The organism is Streptococcus sanguinis (assembly GCF_013343115.1).
In the GTDB taxonomy this organism is placed as follows: Bacteria; Bacillota; Bacilli; order Lactobacillales; family Streptococcaceae; genus Streptococcus; species Streptococcus sanguinis_H.
In genome coordinates this window covers 349,554-369,264 of sequence record NZ_CP054570.1, presented here as the reverse complement: position 1 = coordinate 369,264, position 19,711 = coordinate 349,554, and the positions used below count along the sequence as shown (strand labels likewise).

Genomic DNA, 19,711 nt, shown 5'->3' with positions numbered 1-19,711 from the left:
GCTATTCTGCCGAAATTCCTAGAATTTCTCGAATTTCCTCCACAGAGAGACTGGATTTGGCTTCTGCTCCGTCCAGAATAGTCGAAACCAGATTGCGCTTGCTCTCCTGCAACTCCTGTATCTTCTCCTCAATTGTACCCCGAGTAATCATCCGATAGACTTCGACATTGCGCTCCTGACCGATACGATGGGCACGGCCGATGGCTTGGGCCTCAACCGCTGGATTCCACCAGAGATCGACCAAGATGACTGTGTCTGCACCAGTCAGATTGAGACCGACACCTCCAGCCTTGAGGGAGATTAGAAAGGCTGAACGCTGGCCGTCATTGAAGGCTGTTGTCATGTCCTGACGCTCCTTGGCTGGAGTAGAGCCTGTAATCTTAAAGGACTCCATGCCCATCTTGTCCAGCTCACTCTCGATAATATCCAGCATACCACGAAATTGTGAAAATATGAGGACACGACGATTACCATCTTGTATCTGTTCAAGTAATTCCCGCAAACTTTCCAGCTTACCGCTCTCGCCCTCGTAATCTTCCATAAACAGCTTCGGAGTGTCACAGATCTGACGGAGACGCATAAGACCTGACAGAATCTCTATCTTGCTGCGGTTGATTTCATCTTCTGTCGCATGGATGATTCTGTCCTGCATTTGTTTGAGCATAGCCAGATAAATGGTCTTCTGGCTATCTGCCAATTCATTGCGATAGGCAACTTCAATCAAATCAGGCAATTCCTGCAGCACATCTTCTTTTTTGCGCCGCATGACAAATGGTTTGATATAGCGAGCGACTTTCTCAGCCGGCAGTTTTAAAAATTCCTTTTTGCTTGGCAAAAGTCCTGGCATGACAATCTGGAAAATAGACCAAAGTTCTCCCAGATTATTCTCAATCGGCGTCCCAGAAAGAGCATAAGTATGCTCCACTTCAAAATCCCGCAAATACTGGGCAATCTTGGTCTGGTCATTCTTCATCACCTGAGCCTCATCCAAAATCAGATACTGGAAGTGGTTATCTCGGTATTCTTCCACATCCTGCCTGAAAGAAGCATAGCTGGTAATGGTAATCTGATGCTTCTCCGCGATCAGCTCATCACGAACATTTTTCAGACCATAAACCACCGCCACATCCAAATGCGGAGCAAATTTAGCAAACTCATCGCTCCAGTTGTAAATCAGGCTGGATGGCGCCAAGATTAAGACTTTCTTAGAATCATCTATACGCGAACTCAGAAAAGAAATCGTCTGCAGGGTCTTTCCTAGCCCCATATCGTCAGCCAAGATGCCACCGAAGCCATACTTATCAAGCATGGATAGCCACTTGACACCCGTCTCTTGGTAATCCCGAAGGTCAGCCTTGACTTGCAGCTGGGGAAGAGGGAATTCCTCAGGGTGAGTCAGGTCAAAGGCCAGCTGCTGTACATCTTTTGAAAACTGTACCCTATCCTTGCCCTTAAAAAACTCTGCCAGTTGATAAGCTGCCAGACTGCTGGTCTGAATGAAGCCATTTTTAGTCCGCTTACTCCGCAGCTGCTGCAAAGTCCGACTCATCTCCTTGGTCTCTTTATCGAAAATCAAGACTTGCCCAGACTTACTGATAAAGAAGTCCTGCTCCTTAAAGAGTGAATCAAGCACTGCGTCTATCTCTGACTGCGCAATGCCAGCAAAATCGAAACCAACATCTAAGAGGCCGCCCTTCATCTTAACAGAGATCCTTGGACTTTCTGTCTGTGCCAGTGCCTCTAACTCTTCTGTCATGCTGACACGGCCCAAAGCCTCAAAGTTGGGAATGACTTCTGAGAAGAAATGATAAATTTCTTCCGGCTTCAGAGGCGGTCTCTGACTGTAAAAGTCTGCCACAAAACCTGCCTGCAGCATTTGCTTAAATACCTGCTGCTCATGCTCAAAATTACCTGCAAAAGGCAGACGTTCCAAATCTTTGCGAGTCGTCACTTTCCTGTCTCCATAGTCAAAGACAGTGTCCAAAATCAGACGCTTGTCAGGACCGATGTCAAAGTCAAACTTGGCTGTAAAGTCATGAATCATCATACTTTCAGGTGCTTCTACCCGACCAACCTTTTTAAACTCAGACAAACTGGAAGCCAGCTTCGTTCTCTCTGACAAGTCGAATTGCAGGCGCTTCAACCGATCATGCTCTATAGGCAACTCCCGTAAAGCCTTAATTAGTCTTATCTGCTGAGGATTTAGCTGATAGAAAGTATCTCCATAAAAGATAAACTGCCCATCATAAAGCATCTTATAATTCTTCTCAGCAATGACTAGCTCAAAATGCTCTTCATACTCTTCCACTTGGAAAGTATAAACTCCTGCCTCTTCATGTAAATCTTGGAAAAAGACTTCACTGTAGTCGTAAAGGCTGTACTCTAAGCGGAAAGAAGAAAGATTCATCAGGAAGATAACTCCCTCTTCAAAGATACTAGCCGGGAAGAAAAGATTGCGCCCAGCATTTGGGAAAATCAAAGAAGAATCTTGCCCCTGATAGTCAGACACTAGTCCTTGCAGAAAAACGAGCAAATCTTGACTGGCTTCATCAAAATCCTCCAAATGAATAGCCTCATAGTAACTCTTACCAATCTGATAATGCCCGCCCTTTTCCAAGGTCCGAAGGAAGGAAAAAACGTCTCGGACAACATAAGAGCGCTCGTCCGGCAAGCGACTAATTCGGAGACTCCAGAGAAACTGTCCTGTATAAGAATCCTCTTGACCAGTAGCCGAAAGCTCATAACGAACCTGTTGATTAGATTTATCCGGCAAGACTTTATCCAAGAACAAGCTTCCAAAAGAAACCAGCTCTTGGGTCTCCTGACTGGTCAACTCCTCTTCTTCCATACTCTTTAGCACATCTTTTCCAGATGGGGCATTTTTCAGATAATACTCCAAGGCTGCCAGATGAGCACAGTATTTTTTCTTCTGGAAAAAGTCGCAATAACAAAAGATGACATCATCATCCAAGCTATAGCGCAGATTACACTCGTCCACACGAGCATATAAAAGAGAATCACTGACCTCAAGGATTACTACCTTATTGTTTTCAACCAGGGCAATTCCTTCTGTCCGAATCTTACCAGGAATTAATTTTGCCATAATTACCACCTTACATTTATCTCACCATTATACCATACTTTCGACATAAAAAAAGAAAAGCAAGCTCTTATGCTTACTTTCATTTTTACATATAAACGTATGTTTGTCAAATTGCTGTTTTCAAACTCTACTTCCGCTTCCTTGCAATCAAGTGAATCGGGGTTCCTTCAAAAGCAAATGCCTTGCGGATTTGATTTTCCAAGAAACGCAGGTAAGAGAAGTGCATGAGTTCTTCTTCGTTGACAAAGATGACAAAGGTTGGCGGTTTGGTCGCTACTTGAGTCGCATAGAAAATCTTGAGGCGTTTGCCCTTGTCAGTCGGTGTCGGATTAATCGCGATAGCATCCATGATAACGTCATTAAGCACTGCTGACGGAATACGCGTGTTTTGGCTTTGACTAATCTGCTTAATCATATCCGGCAGCTTATGGAGACGCTGCTTGGTCAGGGCAGAAACAAAGATAATCGGCGCATAAGACAGATACTGGAACTGGTCACGAATATCTTCTTCCCAGTCTTTCATGGTATGGTTGTCTTTTTCCAGTGTGTCCCACTTATTAACAACGATAACAATACCTTTTCCTGCTTCATGGGCAAAGCCAGCGATTCGCTTGTCGTACTCACGAATTCCTTCTTCGGCATTCAGCACCATCAGAACGACATCTGAGCGATCAATGGCCCGCATAGCCCGCATGACAGAGTATTTCTCCGTATTTTCATACACCTTGCCTGACTTGCGCATACCAGCCGTGTCGATCATGGTAAATTCCTGACCTTCACTGTCCGTAAAGACCGTATCAATGGCGTCACGCGTTGTACCAGCCACAGGACTGGCAATAACCCGCTCCTCACCCAAGATGGCATTGATCAAGCTAGACTTGCCGACATTAGGACGGCCAATCAAGCTAAACTTAATCATATCAGGATTTTCAGCGACTTCTTCATTTGGCAGATTTTCAACGATTGCGTCAAGAACATCCCCTGTACCAATCCCGTGGACTGAGGAAACTGGGAATGGATCGCCCAAGCCCAGCGCATAGAAATCAAAAATCTCATTGCGCATTTCGGGGTTGTCCACCTTGTTGACCGCTAAAATAATCGGCTTATGGGTCTTGTAAAGCATGCGAGCCACATACTCGTCCGCATCTGTAATACCTTCCTTGCCAGACACGACAAAAACGATAACATCTGCTTCGTCCATGGCGATCTCAGCCTGGTGTTTGATTTGCTCCATAAAAGGTGCGTCAACATCATCAATTCCGCCCGTATCAATAATACTGAACTTACGGTTGAGCCAGTTTGCGGTCGCATAAATTCGGTCGCGGGTCACCCCTTCAACATCTTCCACAATGGAAATCCGCTCACCGGCAATCCGATTGAAGAGCGTTGATTTGCCGACATTGGGACGGCCGACAATGGCAATAGTTGGTAAGGCCATGTTTTTCCTCTTTCATTCTTTAGGACAGAGCCAAACTCCACCCTATTTTTCTAATTTCTTTTCTTTGAACAATTGGTCAATAGCCTGATTTGGCTCCTGACCAAATTGAGCAGCTAGGCGCTGACTCCAGGTTTCCTTAGCCCGCTCACCTGCATATTCAGTCTGCACGCGGTCATAGGCTTGGATAACTGAATCATCCTGTTCACGATATTCTTCCTCAAAGACCACTGCTTCATAAGGCAAACGTGGCTTAACTGCATGGTTCTGGTTGGGATTTCCCAGAGCAATCCCAAAAACCGGATAAGTGTAGTCCGGTAGCTTGAAAAGCTCTGCTATTTGACTGGCAGCATAACGAACCAGTCCAATGATTACTCCGCCATAACCCAAACTTTCAGCTGCTAACAGGGTATTTTGCCCCGCTAAAGCGGCATCTACTGAGCTAATCAGAAGATTCTCCGGCCCCTCAGGATAAAAGTCTTCCGTATGCAATTGAACGCCCTTTTGAGCTCGATTGAGGTCGCCAACAAAAAGCAGGAAGGCTGAAGACTGCCGAATGGCTTCTTGGGGCACCAAGCCAAAGAGGGCTTCTTTTTTTTCTTTGCTTCGCACTACAATGATAGAGTAAGACTGGAAATTCTTCCAGCTGGACGCAGCCCGACCCGCATTAATGATGGCACGTAATTCCTTATCCGAAATCTGCTTCTCCGTAAAGCGGCGGACAGACGTGTGAGCATTCATCAAGTTAATTGTTTCATTCATCGGCGGTTCTCTCCTTCTAGGCGTACCTCCTGAGCCAGAAACTTAATTCGCTCCATAACCCGCTTGGCCTGCCAAGTCTCATCGCCATTCTTAGAGCTGGCAAAGTGACGCTCTAAATCAGCAAAACTAAAGTTAGAAGTAAAGAAAGTTGGCAGATTTTCCTGCATGCGGTGCTGGAGAATGACCTGCAAAATCTCATCGCGCATCCAGGGGCTAGACTGCTCTGCACCAATATCATCCAAAATCAGCACTTGAGCTGTCTTGACCTGGTCAATCTTTTCCTTGACCAAGCCAGAACTGATCGCATTCTTAACATCCAAAACAAAGCTTGGGTAATGTAGCAGAGTCGTTGAAACACTGCGTTTTTCTGACAAATCATGCGCCAGAGCAGCCATCATGTAGCTCTTACCGACCCCAAAATCGCCGTAGAGATAAACAGCCTTCTGGTAATGTGGAAACTCAGCAACGAAGTTGGTCAACAGTTCAAAAGCCTTGTAGCGGCCAACATCGTCCAGATCCACCTGAGCCAGACTAGCCTCCTTGAGACTGGCTGGTAGGCTGATAAGATTAAGACGGCTTCTAATAGCCTCCTGTCTCTCCTGCTCAATCAACTCAGGCGTCTCCTCATAGGCAACATCCGCATAGCCTTCATTTTTCACCAAGATTGGCTTATAGCCCTTGGCAATATAGGTCTCGTCCCCCAGCAAAAAGCGGTTACGCTCCGTAATATACTGGTTAAACTTGGAGACGCTGCGCTGAATCTCAGCTTGGGTCAGCTTTTCCTGCTGGATAAAGGCTGCCACATCTGGGTCTGCCATGATTTGCTTGACCAGCTCCTGATAGTCAAACTGCCGCACCCTATTCATATGAGGCATATTTTGTCCTATTTTCTCCATTTATTCGCCTCCTCCTTCAAGTTTGGCTAAGAGCCGACGTTTCTGCTCTTCTAGCTCGGCCTGCTTCTCTGCGCTCGTTTCATTTTTATAATCCGGCTGACTCCAGTCAGGTACGTTGCTCTTGGAAGAGCCTTGTCCAGATTTAGCTGAACGGTTCTGGGGCTGCTGGTTGCGCTCACGGATTTTCAAGACTGCATCCTCAGCTGTCGTCACCTTTTGATAAGAAAAATCATTAGCTACCTTGAGGGCATACTTTTCATTGAGATTGGCTGAATCCACCTTATTAAAGGTCAAAAGCAAGATTACGTTGATAACTTCGTCCAAAAGACCTAATTCAGCTAAATCCAGCAAAAGCTTTCTCTCTGTCCGCGTAATAGCAGCATGACGGGTCTTTTTGATTTCTGCTAGGAAGACCATTGGCGATGTTCGTTTCGCTTCTTGGATAATAGACTGCTCCTGCTTAGAAAACTGACCTTCTGCCGGCTTCTGAGTTAGCTTTTGCTTCATCCGCTTGGTAGAAATAACCTGAGAAACAGCAGTTTCTCTAGCCAAGACATAGGTCTCATACCAAGTCCACTTTTTCTGCTCAGCAATTGCAAACAATTCTAACACATCTTCCTTTTCATTGGCAAAGCGAAGATTGTCCTGAGCCATCCGTTGCTTGAAATACTCCAAGTCAAAATCATTGGCCTTTCGCACTGTCCTTGCTTGCTCAGCTTCCATACCAAACACCTGCATAAAAGGCTTGATCAATTTATCTCCGCTAGGATTTTCTGGTCGCAGGGCTTCTGCAGCAGCTTCTCCGATTTTCTTTTCCAAGAGCCGACTGAACACATTATGGCTGAAAAATTCCTCCGCCGTTAAGGTTGGGTGGAGTTGAACCAGATAATGGTCATCTGTTTGATAAAGGTCCACTAGCTTAATCGCCGCTAAACGCTCAAAACTTTCTTCTAAAATATTAAGTCCAAAATCTAAATGATTGAGAATCTGACTGAAGAGGTGCTGCTTTTGCCCATTATCCACAAAAGACAGCAGATAAAGATAAAGTGCTACTGCTTCTCTCCCCAAAATCGGCAGATAGAGCTTGGTCAAAATAGCAATATCTGGGCTGACTGCATTATTGCGCAAGAAAGAAAACTGATGGTTCGGTTTCATTTATTTGTCCTTTTTCTTCTTGGACCCCTTAGTAATCTGCTTGAGCAGGCTTTCTAGCTCTCCCACATCCTTGAAACTCCGGTAAACACTGGCGAAACGAACGTAGGTGATTTCATCCAGCTCGGCCAGTTCATCCATGACTAAGGATCCAATATATTCACTATTGATTTCATTATCGCTCTGACTGCGGACCTTTTGCTCGATTCGGTTGACAATCTCTTCTATTTCGTCACTAGATACTGGCCGCTTTTGAGCGGAGCGAATAATACCGTTAAAAATCTTATCCCGAGAAAATTGCTCGCGTGTCCCGTCCTTCTTGACAACAACTAGGGTTCTCTCTTCAACGCGCTCGTAGGTCGTGAAGCGGTGCTGACATTCTTCACACTCACGACGGCGACGGATTGTATTTCCATCTTCTGCCTGTCTGCTATCAACTACACTTGATTTATTCCCACCACATTTCGGACAACGCATACCATTTCCTCCTAGAATCCTAATACTTCATTATAACACGTTTTCAAGAATAACAAAAGACAGCCGTTTGGGGTGTAAAATTTCGCCATTTTCTCCTAATATATTTTTATCAAAAAGAAAAAGAGAGGCAAATCTGCCACTTTCACGGCCTTGCCTCATCTTTTTTTATAATGTCACTTGCACTTCTAAACCAAAGTGGTCACTGACAACAGGGGTTTCTTTCCCGTCAAAGACGACAGCGGAACGCTCAACGTCCATCCCTTGACTAGTGAAAACATAGTCTATCTTCAGAGCATGCTTATTATCATCCCAGCCTGCAATAGTACCTTCTACTGTCGCCTCTCCGATAGCTTCTCTCGCAACGGCATGACTATCCTGCAGCTTCAGCGGACTGGCTAAGATAGTCTGGTAGCCTTGCTGGCCGACTGGATTGTTGAAATCGCCCATGAGGACCAGAGGAGTTTTAACCTTGAGAAGCTCTTCTTCAAGCTTAGCCCATTCTCCCTGGAAACCTTTGTCCCACCAAGACAGATGGCAGGAGGCAATTGTCAACAATTGACCATCAACCTCAGTCTCGGCTAGCAAGACCTTGCGGGTATGGTAATCCCTAGGATCATTAACCTCTGATACCAGAACTTCTCTAGGAGTCAGCGGCTTTCTGGACAGAATTGCCACTCCTTCGTTATAAATATCAAACCCAATATGATTATAGGCCCAGGACCAATGATAGTCCAGTCCTGCCTCAGCCAATTTTTCTACCAAACAAAGAGCAAAATGGTCTTGATGGATCTCAATTGCGCCCTCAACCGCCTGATAGAAAGGAGCCTGAACAACCTGTTCAGACTCCGTTAATTGATTGACTTCCTGCAGGCAAATGACATCATACTTTTCTTGAAGAATGCGTTCTGCAAGCTGATTAAGCTTGATTTCTTGCTCTTCTTCCATCCAACTATGAGTATTTAATGTCAGGAATTTTGCCATGATTTCTCTTTTCTATTTTACAATTCAACCTTAGCAACAACTGTCTTAGCAGATGCTTGACCAAGTTTTTCTACTGTTACAGACTTGATAGCTGCCGCATTTGTGAAGACTACGATTGTTGAAGTTTCACGTCCTGCTTCCTTGATTGCTTCCAAGTCAGCCGTGACTAGAAGATCTCCAGCTGCAACTTTTTGACCTTCTGAAACATGAACTTCGAATGGTTTACCTTCAAGGCTAACAGTTTCCAAACCAATATGTACCAAAACTTCTAAGCCGTTATCTGTTACAAGACCGATAGCATGCTTGCTAGGGAAGACGCTAGTTACTGTACCGGCAACTGGTGAATAAATCTTACCGTTTTCAGGCTCAACTGCAAATCCGTCGCCCATCATTTTTTGTGAGAAGACTGGATCTTTAACGTTTGCCAAGTCAATGACTTGACCGTCCGCAACAGTTTCAACCTCCTCAGTCACACCTTTGTAAGTAACTTCGGCAGCTGCTGATTCTGCTTTTTGGCTAGGAAGTGTTTCAGGAATCACTTCACCAGAATCCAACAAGTCTTGAATATCAGATTTGAGAACGTCAGCTTTTGGTCCGTAGATAGCCTGAACGCCTTGGCCTTTCATAACCAAGCCCATAGCGCCTTCAGCTTTCCACTGTTCTTCTGTTCCAACTTTTTCAGCATCTTTGACAGTCACACGCAGACGAGTCATACATGCATCTACATCTACGATATTAGCGCGACCACCCAGAAGGTTGATAACATTTACTGCTTGAGATGCTTCAGCAACTTTACCGCCAGTTGACTCTGATGAAGAAGCTTCATCTGAACCGTCTGCTGTTTCATAGTTACCATTACGTCCTGGAGTTGCGTAGTTGAACTTCTTGATCATGAAGTTAGAAATGAGGTACATCACAACACCAAAGAGGATAGTTACCCAGATGAAGTTGATGATATCCATTCCTAAGCCAGCATTGATGGCCATAGGAGTACGGGTCAAGAATTCGATAGAACCGAATGAGTGCACACGAAGGTTAACGATGTCAGCCATTGCAAACGCAGCACCTTGTACAAATGCATAAATGATATACAGTGGTGTTGCAACAAACATGAACATGTACTCGATTGGTTCAGTAACCCCTGTCAAGAAGGTTGCCAAAGCAGTCGCAATCATCATACCTTTGTATTTGTGCTTCTTGTCAGCATCCACGTTGTGATAGATAGCTGCCGCTACCCCCATAAGGATACCGAATGAACCAATCATCTGACCAACTTTAAAGCGAGCTGGATGAACTGTATCAAGCAAGTGTTGGTAAGTAGAAGGATCAGCTGATTTCGTACCAACCAAGTCAGTTACCCAAGCCAACCACAGTGGATCTTGACCAGCTACAGTTGTTCCCGCACCAGAACCAGTAATAACGTGATAAACACCACCTAGTTCTGTGTAGTTCATTGGGATGGTCAACATGTGGTGCAAACCAAATGGAAGCAAGAGACGTTCCAAAGTACCATAGATGAATGGTGCCAAAACTGGTGCAGTATCTTGTGAGTTAGCAATCCAAATACCAAAGCTGTTGATACCTGATTGAACAACTGGCCATACGAATGACAAAACAATTGCTACGATTACTGAGCGCAAGATAACAACGAAAGGTACAAAACGCTTACCATTGAAGAATGACAAGGCATCTGGCAATTTACGGAAATTGTAGTATTTGTTATAAGCTGTCGCTCCAACAAAACCAGCGATAATTCCGACAAAGACACCCATATTCAGAGCTGGTGACTCCAGAACGCTGATGAAATAATCAGAAACCTTAATTGATGCGCCAAACATTGTTTTAACTACAGCAGCCTTATCTGAGAGCATATCGCTGGTAACGCCAAACATAACACCAGTGATACGGTTAATCAGGATAAAGGACAGACCTGCTGCGAAGGCACCGCCTGCGCGTTCTTTTGCCCAGCTTCCACCAATAGCCAAAGCAAAGAGGATATGCAGGTTACCGATAACCCCCCAACCAATCTGCTCTAAAACACCACCGGTAGTGACTAAAACACCTAGATTTGGATTAATCATCGGGATAGACTTACCGATACTAATCATCAGTCCTGCTGCCGGCATAACAGCAACGACCACCATCAAAGCTTTACCGAATTTTTGCCAAAATTCAAAGCTAAAAATGTTCTTGAATGAATCTTTCATCATTCAGACCTCCTTATATTTTTTGCAAACCACTCCTTTTTGTGAAATCGTTTGCATATCGATACATCTATTATAGCACGATTTTTTATTTTGTAAAGGCTTTTATAAAAAAATTTTCTCTTTTTTTGCACCTAAAATACTGAATTTTCTCTTCAAGAGTTATATTTTTTCTATATTCAAACGAAAACGATTGCATAAAATAGTTAGAAAAATCCCATTAGTTCTCCTATCTATACTATAACAAGAGCAAAAAAACTCCGTCTCCTAAGGAGAACAGAGTCTTTAATTTTTTATTCTTGCATGGCATAACCAACACCGCGAACGGTTTTGATATAGCTTGGCTGCCCCTCCACATCAATTTTACTGCGCAGATAACGAATATAAACATCTACAACGTTGGTCTCCGTTGCACTCTCGTACTTCCAGACACGCTCCAGCAGCTGCTCACGGCTCAGGACCTTATTGCTGCCCATCAGGGTTACCAGCAGATCGTACTCCCGCCGCGTCAGCGCAATAACTTCCTCGCCACGGTAAACTGTGTGATTTTTAATATCCACTCGCAGATTCCTGTAAGAGGTCGGAATTTTTAAGAGGCTGCAGTGCTGGTCGATAAAGTCACGACCGCGGAAAATGATGGAGACACGCTCCACTAAATCACTGATAATGAAGGGCTTGACTACGTAGGAAACAGCAAAATGCTGGATTGCTTCCCGCTGCTCTGCAATCTCTTCGCGACTAGCCAGAACGATAATGACGGACGCTGGCTTAATCAAGCTCAGCTGTTTAGCAAAATCGCTGGCAGTCATATCTTGAAGATCATAGTTGAGCAAGAGCAAGTCATAATCCACATCCTTAGCCAGAGCCAGTCCCTCTTGACCAGTCTCAGCTAAATCTACAAGAAAGCTTTCCTTTTGCAGTTCCAAACTCACAAACCGGGCAAGATTTTTTTCATTTTCTACTAGTAAAATTCGCTTTGCCATAGGCCTATCCTATTTTTCGTCGTACCAAGAATAGTGGTAGGTACCTTCTTTGTCTTTACGGTTATATGTATGAGCACCAAAGTAATCACGCTGCGCCTGAATCAGATTCGCTGGCAGATTTTCCGCACGGTAGCTATCAAAGTAAGCAATGGCACTGGAGAAAGTTGGTACTGGTACACCTGCTTGCACAGCCAAGCTGACAACATCACGGACTGCCTGCTGATACTTAGCCGTAATATCCATGAAGTATTCATCCAAGAGCAGGTTTGCTAGATCCGCATCACGGCCGTACGCGTCTGTAATTTTCTGAAGGAAGCGGGCACGGATGATACAGCCAGCACGCCAGATAGAAGCAATCTCACCAAACGGCAGATTCCAGTTGTTTTCCTTAGATGCTACACGCAATTGAGCAAAACCTTGAGCATAAGACATGATTTTTGAGAAGTAAAGAGCCTGGCGGATCTTTTCAATCAACTCTGCCTTGTCTCCCTCAAAGGTGAAAGCAGCTGGTTTTGGCAATACCTTGCTAGCAGCCACACGCTCATCTTTGTAGGTAGAAATGTAACGCGCAAAGACTGACTCTGTAATTAATGGCAGCGGCACACCTAAATCCAGTGAAGATTGACTGGTCCACTTACCAGTTCCCTTATTGCCAGCCGCATCCAGAATGTAGTCAACGATTGGACCAGCTTGACCTTCATCGTCCTTGCGTGTCAAGATATCCGCTGTAATCTCAATCAGATAGCTGTCCAGTTCGCCTTTATTCCACTCTGTGAAGATGTCTGCCATTTCACTAGCTGAAAGGCCCAGCAAGTGCTGCATCAGGTCATAACTCTCAGCGATCAGCTGCATATCTCCATATTCAATCCCGTTATGGACCATTTTTACATAGTGACCAGCACCATCAGGACCGATATAGGTCACACATGGTGCACCATCTTCAGGAGCTTTAGCAGAGATTTCTTCCAAGACATCGGCTACCAACTCATAAGCTTCTTTTTGACCACCTGGCATGATAGACGGCCCTTCCAATGCGCCCTTTTCACCACCGGAAACACCTGTACCGATGAAGTTGATGCCAGAGTTAGCTAACTCTTCATTACGGCGAATGGTATCTTTGTAGAAAGTATTCCCACCGTCAATCAGGATATCACCCTTATCCAAGTGAGGAAGCAAGGCCTGAATAGTCGCATCTGTACCAGGACCAGCTTGAACCATCAGCATAATCCGACGTGGTTTTTCGATAGAGTTGACAAAAGACTCCACATCATAGCTTGGCACAAAGTTTTTCTCAGGATGAGAGGCAATGACGTCCTCTGTCTTGTTTGCTGAGCGGTTATAAATGGCAACTGTATAGCCACGAGATTCGATATTTAGGGCAAGGTTACGGCCCATAACAGCCATACCAACAACACCAAAATTTGCTTTAGTCATTATGTTCTCCTATAGTTTGTTTGTCTTATTTTATCATTTTTAAGGCTTAAAAGAAAGTATTAAGTCGGTGACGGATTGTGAGGGTGGGTGGATGGATAGAAAAACCAAGCTCAGATGTAACTGAACTTGGTTGGGGGAGTTTACAATGAAGTAGAGACTTTCATAATAATCTCCAAATACCTAGCTAGAATGTCCTCCGACTGAACAGTATGAATATCACGACCATCCAGATAGGCATTTGGATAGTTTAACAGATAAGCCTGAAGTGTATAATAATGGACTAATGGCATACACCACTCTGAACTCGTTGGTCTGTTCAAATCCCAACTCAATTCCCCCAACACCTGAGAAGAAAGCTGCAATGTTATACTTCTCAGAGCGGTTCGAACTTACAGAATTTGTCATGTAGTTACCTGCTTTCTAGAAATTTGAAAAACAATTTAAATTTAGATACTATCTATTTCAGTATCAAGATTTGGTAATAATTTTGCTTCTGTCTGATATGTCAAATGTTCTCTGTACATTTTTCTTGATCGTTCTAATATCTCATTATATTTCAATATTTCAATATTACTTATTTCAAGCATCTCCAATTCTATCTTAGTGAATTGAATTTTGTTATTTGTACCAACTATTCCAGTATCTTCAGATAAAATAAATATTACTTTAATCTCTTGTTCTTCAACAGATCCAAGGGATGGAATATGTTGCTTCATAGCTCGTCTATAATTAGTTATTTGCTCAATAATCATATTGAAATTAACTTTTGCATAGCCATCTGGAGTATTCTTTTTTAGCTCAATTATGATTGGATATTTTTCTTCCGCAACTCTTATTGAAATATCTAAGAAGTTTCTTTTAAATTCATTGTTACCTTTATCTAAATTAAAATACTCTTGATTTTTTAGATAATCTGTTTCAGTAGGATTATTTCTATCTATATTCCAATATGGATTAATCAACCAAGGATTATCAGATAAATGTTCCTCAAAAAGTTTTTCTTTTGCATCAGTTTGAGACATTAAGTGTTCAAGCTCATCAATAGCACTCAATCGACGCTTTATCAAGCTTGCATGATTTAAATCTTCTGATTTTGCAATATTCTGTATTAGTTGAATTAATAAATCTAGTTTTACTTCTATATTTAGTTCACTATCAAATGTCTTAATTAAATCATCGCCTTCCAGATTATTAATTACACCAGCAATTGAAGTAATCATAGAGTCAACTGCTTTTTCATCTAAATCTGTATCATCATCTAATCTAGTTGAAAGCAACTCAAGAAGTTTATTATTTATATCCTTTTGATTTTTAGAAAGACTTGCCAACCAATCTTTATAAGATTGGTTTTCTTTTATCCGTTTAGGTAGATTATCAACCATTCCTTCGCGACGTTTGTATCCCCATTGTTCAATCACATAGTCTCTGATGGTATCAAGATTATTAATCAACTCTTCAACTTGTGGAATAGAATCATCAAGTCCTTGTCTACTTGATGTGATGGGGTCATTTAAACCATCTATAAAGTCATCAGCTTTAATTTCTCCAACTATATAACTATTAGCAATCCTTGCATTTGCTTTGCTTTTCAAAATATCTTCATCGGCAATTTTCCCATTTGCTAGAACTATAATATTAGCAAAACTGGCACTATCTTCATTTTTTAAATCTTTAGGTGTAGTTGCCGTTCCTATCCATCCACTAATTTTTGTATCAAGAAAATAATTCTTTATATCATTGTTTTTATTATACTCTTCGAAATATTTTAAATTCGGAAACTTATGTTCTAGTCCTTCAGTTGAAAAATCTCCAAAATAAAATAAATACTCAATTTTCCCGTAATATGAATTTGAATCCAGTTCTAATTTAGTATTATTTATATATAGGTCAAAATTCATTTTTATCTGATCAATATAAAATCTCCTTGAAAGCTGAGTTTTTATATTATTAATAGTTGCATTAGTAACTTTACGACGAGTATTCGTAATTTTCACAATAAAACCCGAGGAATATGATTCATATTTTGAAAATTCACTAGGAAGATCAACTTGTTCAATGTTCGCTTCATAACTATCACTAGAAATCATATCTCTATATTTTAGAGTAAAGTTAATCCATTTTTTAGATCCAGAGTTCTTAGAATATACTGTATATTCATCACCTAAACTGAATGCTGCTAATTTGCCAATACCCTTTTTCCCCATTGGTTTTCGTTCAGATAAACCATTAAATGGAGTTTCCATCTGCTTTTCAGAGCCAATAATTGCATACTTATTTTCTAACTCTTCAAAAGAAAGCCCCTTACCATTATCCACAATAGAGATGGAATCATCGGATAAGTGTATATCCACTCTTGTAGCATATGCATCATATGAGTTTGCTACTAATTCCGCCAATGCAGGCGGAGTTGTTGAATACAAATTTCTTCCTAAATGTGTCACAGCATTATTTGCAATAGAAAATTTTAAACTAGACATTGCCTACCTCTTCTAAGTGTTTAAAAATACTCTTACCAATTACTTCACCTAATTTTGGAGGAACCGCATTACCAATTTGAAGTGCAACTTGGGATATTGGATAGTTATCACCTTTTTTAGGATCTACAAACTCATAATTTAACGGAAAAGTCTGTAAAAGCGCTCCTTCACGCAGACTTAATGCTCTATCTTGTTCTGGATGTCCAAATCTCCCATTACCTATTCCAGGAAACTGAGTAGTAATCGTATTAGCTGGTTTGTCCCATTCTAAGCGACCATATACAGAACCAAATGACTTCCCGCTCTCTTTCTTATAAGCTTCCAAAAGTAAGTCTTTATCCCAATCTCTCCAAGTGCCTCCAGGCTTAGATTGTCTAATCCTTTTTAAATTTAAAGCTGACAAGTTTCTACTCCTATGGAGTGGATCTTGAACATAAGTCTCACCAGCTCTTATTTCAGGTAAATTTCCAATAGTATCTCGTAGAGTAGGGTAATTATTGGGGCTAAACTCTGGTTCAAGTAAAGATATATCTCCAAATTTCGAGGCGAGGAGAAGAAGTCGTTTTCTCTTTTGTGGCACACCATAATCAGGAGCATACACAACTTTATAAGTTACCTTATAGCCGTTCTTTTCCAATATATCCTGAAAACGATGAAAAACTTCTCTACTTTGCATCTGAGGAACATTTTCCATTGATACGATATCTGGTTTTACAAGCTCAATTTGTCTACCAAAATAATCCAAAAGATCCATTTTTTTTAATGTGTTCTCATTGTTTTGATATTTATGGCTATACGAAGAGAACGGCTGACAAGGAGCACAGCCAATCAATACCTTTATATCCGTATCCTTTGGATACAAATTTGAGATTTCTCTATCATCAATTTCTTTAACATCTTTTAAAATAAATGTAGCATCGTTATTATACTCATAGGCAAATTTGCTTTTTTCATCAATGTCATATCCTGCAATAACATTAATACCTGTTTTTTGAATACCATATGTTAGACCGCCTACGCCACAAAATAAATCAATTGCATTTATTTTCATATCGGCCTCCTGTTACTTTTTTGCTTTTTATCATTCATTATATCATAAATCAACTTAAAAATCAGTTGTGAAATCAAGTCAAATTCACAACTGATTTTAATAACTTACACCAGTTTCCTCATCTCATCAATCCGCGCTACTGTCGCATCGTACTTGGCTTGGTAGTCGGCTTGTTTGTCGCGTTCTTTTTGGACGACTTCTGGTTTGGCGTTGGCTACGAAGCGCTCATTAGAGAGTTTCTTACCGACCATATCCAGTTCTTTCTGCCACTTGGCTAGTTCTTTTTCGAGACGAGCTAGCTCTTCCTCGATATTGAGGAGGTCTGCCAGCGGCAGATAGATTTCTGCGCCTGTGATGATACTGGACATGACCAGCTCTGGCACGGCAAGGTCTGCTGCGATTTCCAAATGCTCAGGATTGGTGAAGCGCTTGATGTAGTTGACATTATCCTTGAAGAAGGTTTCCAGCGCGCTGTCTGTCGTCTTAATCAAGATGGTAATCGGCTTGCTTGGCGCCACATTGACCTCAGCTCTGCTATTGCGCACCGAACGGATCAGATCCTTAAGAGCTTCCACGCCAGCTGCTGCCTCGGCATTTTCAAACTCTGGACGAACCACTGGATAAGCCGCTGTCACAATGGTGCCTTCTGAGATTTGACCAAAGATTTCCTCGGTCACGAAAGGCATGATTGGGTGAAGCAGGCGCAAGATTTGGTCCAGCGTGTAAAGGAGGACAGAGCGAGTGATGACTTTCTCGTCGTCATTGTCGCTGTATAGCACTTCCTTAGTCAGCTCCACATACCAGTCGGCAAATTCATCCCAGATGAAGTTGTAGAGGATGTGACCAGCCACACCAAACTCAAACTTATCGAAGTTTTCAGTGACCTTGCTAATGGTTTCGTTGAGGTTGTGGAGAATCCAGCGGTCAGTGACATTGCCTGCCTGACCAGCCGCCACCTGAGCGACATTCTCACGCGCCACATCTAGCGTCAAGCCTTCATTATTCATGAGGATATAGCGGGAAATGTTCCAGATTTTATTAATGAAGTTCCAAGAAGCATCCATCTTTTCATAGCTGAAGCGGACGTCTTGGCCAGGGGCAGAGCCGTTTGACAGGAACCAACGCAGGCTATCTGTTCCGTACTTATCAATAACATCCATTGGATCAATCCCATTTCCCAGTGACTTGGACATCTTACGTCCTTCCTCATCACGAATGAGACCATGAATCAAGGCATTTTTGAATGGCGACTTGCCAGTAAATTCCAAACCTTGGAAAATCATCCGAGATACCCAGAACGGGATAATATCATAACCAGTCACCAAGGTTGAGGTTGGGTAATAGCGCTTGAAGTCTGCAGAGTCAACATCAGGCCAGCCCATGGTTGAGAATGGCCAAAGGGCTGAGCTGAACCAAGTATCCAAGACGTCTTCGTCCTGAGTCCAACCGTCGCCTTCCGGCGCTTCCTCACCAACATAGATTTCGCCGTCTGCATTGTACCAGGCTGGGATTTGGTGACCCCACCAGAGCTGACGGGAAATGACCCAGTCATGGACGTTTTCCATCCATTGCAGGAAGGTATCGTTGAAGCGTGGCGGGTAGAACTCAACCTTGTCTTCTGTATCTTGGTTGGCAATGGCATTCTTAGCCAATTGGTCCATCTTGACGAACCATTGGGTAGATAGACGCGGCTCAACCATAACGCCAGTCCGCTCTGAGTGACCAACACTGTGGACACGTTTTTCGATTTTAACCAGAGCACCGATTTCTTCTAGCTTAGCAACGACTGCCTTACGAGCTTCAAAACGGTCCATGCCTGCAAATTCAAAGGCCAAGTCATTCATAGTTCCGTCGTCGTTCATAACGTTGACTTGTGGTAAGTTATGGCGTTGACCAACCAAGAAGTCATTTGGATCGTGAGCAGGCGTGATTTTCACGACACCCGTACCAAACTCAGGATCTGCGTGTTCATCGGCCACGATTGGAATTAGTTTATTAGCAATTGGAAGGACTACATTTTTACCAATCAAGTCCTTATAGCGTGGGTCTTTTGGATTGACCGCAACCGCAACATCCCCAAACATAGTCTCAGGCCGAGTGGTCGCAACTTCAAGAGCTTGTGAGCCGTCTTCTAGCATATAGTTCATGTGGTAGAAGGCACCTTCCACGTCCTTGTGGATAACCTCGATATCAGACAGGGCTGTGCGAGCAGCTGGGTCCCAGTTGATGATAAACTCACCACGGTAGATCCAGCCTTTCTTGTAAAGTTCGACAAAGACCTTGCGGACGGCTTTTGACAGTCCCTCATCCAGAGTAAAACGCTCACGAGAATAGTCCACAGAGAGGCCCATCTTGCCCCATTGTTCCTTGATGGTCGTCGCGTATTCGTCTTTCCATTCCCAGACCTTATCAAGGAATTTCTCACGACCGAGGTCATAGCGGGAAATGCCTTGCTCCCGCAAGCGCTCCTCGACCTTAGCCTGAGTCGCAATCCCCGCGTGGTCCATCCCTGGTAGCCAAAGCGTATCAAAGCCTTGCATACGTTTTTGACGGATGATGATATCCTGCAAGGTCGTATCCCAAGCGTGACCAAGGTGAAGTTTACCAGTCACGTTTGGTGGTGGAATCACGATTGAATAAGGCTTAGCCTTTTGATCGCCTGAAGGCTTGAAAACATCAGCATCAAGCCATTTTTGGTAACGACCAGCCTCAACCTCGGCTGGATTGTATTTAGGTGAAAGTTCTTTAGACATGTG

At 43.0% G+C, this 19,711-nt stretch carries 13 protein-coding genes and 1 pseudogene; all 14 read right to left on the bottom strand.

Going from position 1 to position 19,711, the window contains the following annotated elements:
* Window position 1: 1 nt before the first annotated feature.
* Window positions 2-3,103, bottom strand: coding sequence for a pilus expression-regulating Snf2 family helicase (locus tag FOC72_RS01810; protein WP_002894575.1), 3,102 nt, complete (start codon window positions 3,101-3,103; stop codon window positions 2-4).
* 127 nt (window positions 3,104-3,230) lie between these two features.
* Window positions 3,231-4,541, bottom strand: a complete 1,311-nt coding sequence (gene der, locus FOC72_RS01805; RefSeq protein ID WP_002894574.1) for a ribosome biogenesis GTPase Der — start codon at window positions 4,539-4,541, stop codon at window positions 3,231-3,233.
* A gap of 42 nt (window positions 4,542-4,583) precedes the next feature.
* Window positions 4,584-5,300, bottom strand: a complete 717-nt coding sequence (locus FOC72_RS01800; protein WP_002894573.1) for an NADPH-dependent oxidoreductase — start codon at window positions 5,298-5,300, stop codon at window positions 4,584-4,586.
* The gene (gene dnaI, locus FOC72_RS01795) at window positions 5,297-6,196 is read right to left on the bottom strand and encodes a primosomal protein DnaI (RefSeq protein WP_002894572.1); all 900 of its coding nucleotides are present in this window, start codon (window positions 6,194-6,196) and stop codon (window positions 5,297-5,299) included. The genes FOC72_RS01800 and dnaI overlap by 4 nt, the downstream gene beginning before the upstream one ends.
* Window positions 6,197-7,351: a DnaD domain protein gene (locus FOC72_RS01790; RefSeq protein ID WP_002894571.1), complete on the bottom strand. Its 1,155-nt coding sequence runs from the start codon at window positions 7,349-7,351 to the stop codon at window positions 6,197-6,199. It lies immediately after the preceding gene.
* The gene (gene nrdR, locus FOC72_RS01785) at window positions 7,352-7,825 is read right to left on the bottom strand and encodes a transcriptional regulator NrdR (RefSeq protein ID WP_002894570.1); all 474 of its coding nucleotides are present in this window, start codon (window positions 7,823-7,825) and stop codon (window positions 7,352-7,354) included.
* 165 nt (window positions 7,826-7,990) lie between these two features.
* Window positions 7,991-8,806 (bottom strand): endonuclease/exonuclease/phosphatase family protein, encoded by an 816-nt coding sequence (locus tag FOC72_RS01780; RefSeq protein ID WP_002894567.1) that lies wholly within the window; start codon window positions 8,804-8,806, stop codon window positions 7,991-7,993.
* 17 nt (window positions 8,807-8,823) lie between these two features.
* Window positions 8,824-11,016 (bottom strand): PTS transporter subunit IIBC, encoded by a 2,193-nt coding sequence (locus FOC72_RS01775; RefSeq protein WP_002894565.1) that lies wholly within the window; start codon window positions 11,014-11,016, stop codon window positions 8,824-8,826.
* A gap of 287 nt (window positions 11,017-11,303) precedes the next feature.
* A complete protein-coding gene (locus tag FOC72_RS01770; RefSeq protein WP_002894561.1) occupies window positions 11,304-11,993 on the bottom strand; it encodes a response regulator transcription factor in 690 nt (229 codons plus the stop codon).
* A gap of 9 nt (window positions 11,994-12,002) precedes the next feature.
* Window positions 12,003-13,427 (bottom strand): NADP-dependent phosphogluconate dehydrogenase, encoded by a 1,425-nt coding sequence (gnd, locus tag FOC72_RS01765; protein ID WP_002894560.1) that lies wholly within the window; start codon window positions 13,425-13,427, stop codon window positions 12,003-12,005.
* Between the two features lie 161 nt (window positions 13,428-13,588).
* Window positions 13,589-13,832: pseudogene (locus FOC72_RS01760) on the bottom strand (DNA cytosine methyltransferase); the annotation flags it as partial.
* 41 nt (window positions 13,833-13,873) lie between these two features.
* Window positions 13,874-15,904, bottom strand: a complete 2,031-nt coding sequence (locus tag FOC72_RS01755; RefSeq protein ID WP_002894556.1) for an ATP-binding protein — start codon at window positions 15,902-15,904, stop codon at window positions 13,874-13,876.
* Window positions 15,897-16,955 carry a DNA cytosine methyltransferase gene (locus FOC72_RS01750; RefSeq protein WP_002894553.1) on the bottom strand — a complete coding sequence of 353 codons (1,059 nt, stop codon included), beginning with the start codon at window positions 16,953-16,955 and terminating at the stop codon, window positions 15,897-15,899. Before FOC72_RS01750 ends, FOC72_RS01755 begins: the two co-directional genes overlap by 8 nt.
* Before the next feature lie 104 nt (window positions 16,956-17,059).
* Window positions 17,060-19,708 (bottom strand): valine--tRNA ligase, encoded by a 2,649-nt coding sequence (locus tag FOC72_RS01745; protein ID WP_002894552.1) that lies wholly within the window; start codon window positions 19,706-19,708, stop codon window positions 17,060-17,062.
* Window positions 19,709-19,711 lie beyond the last annotated feature (3 nt).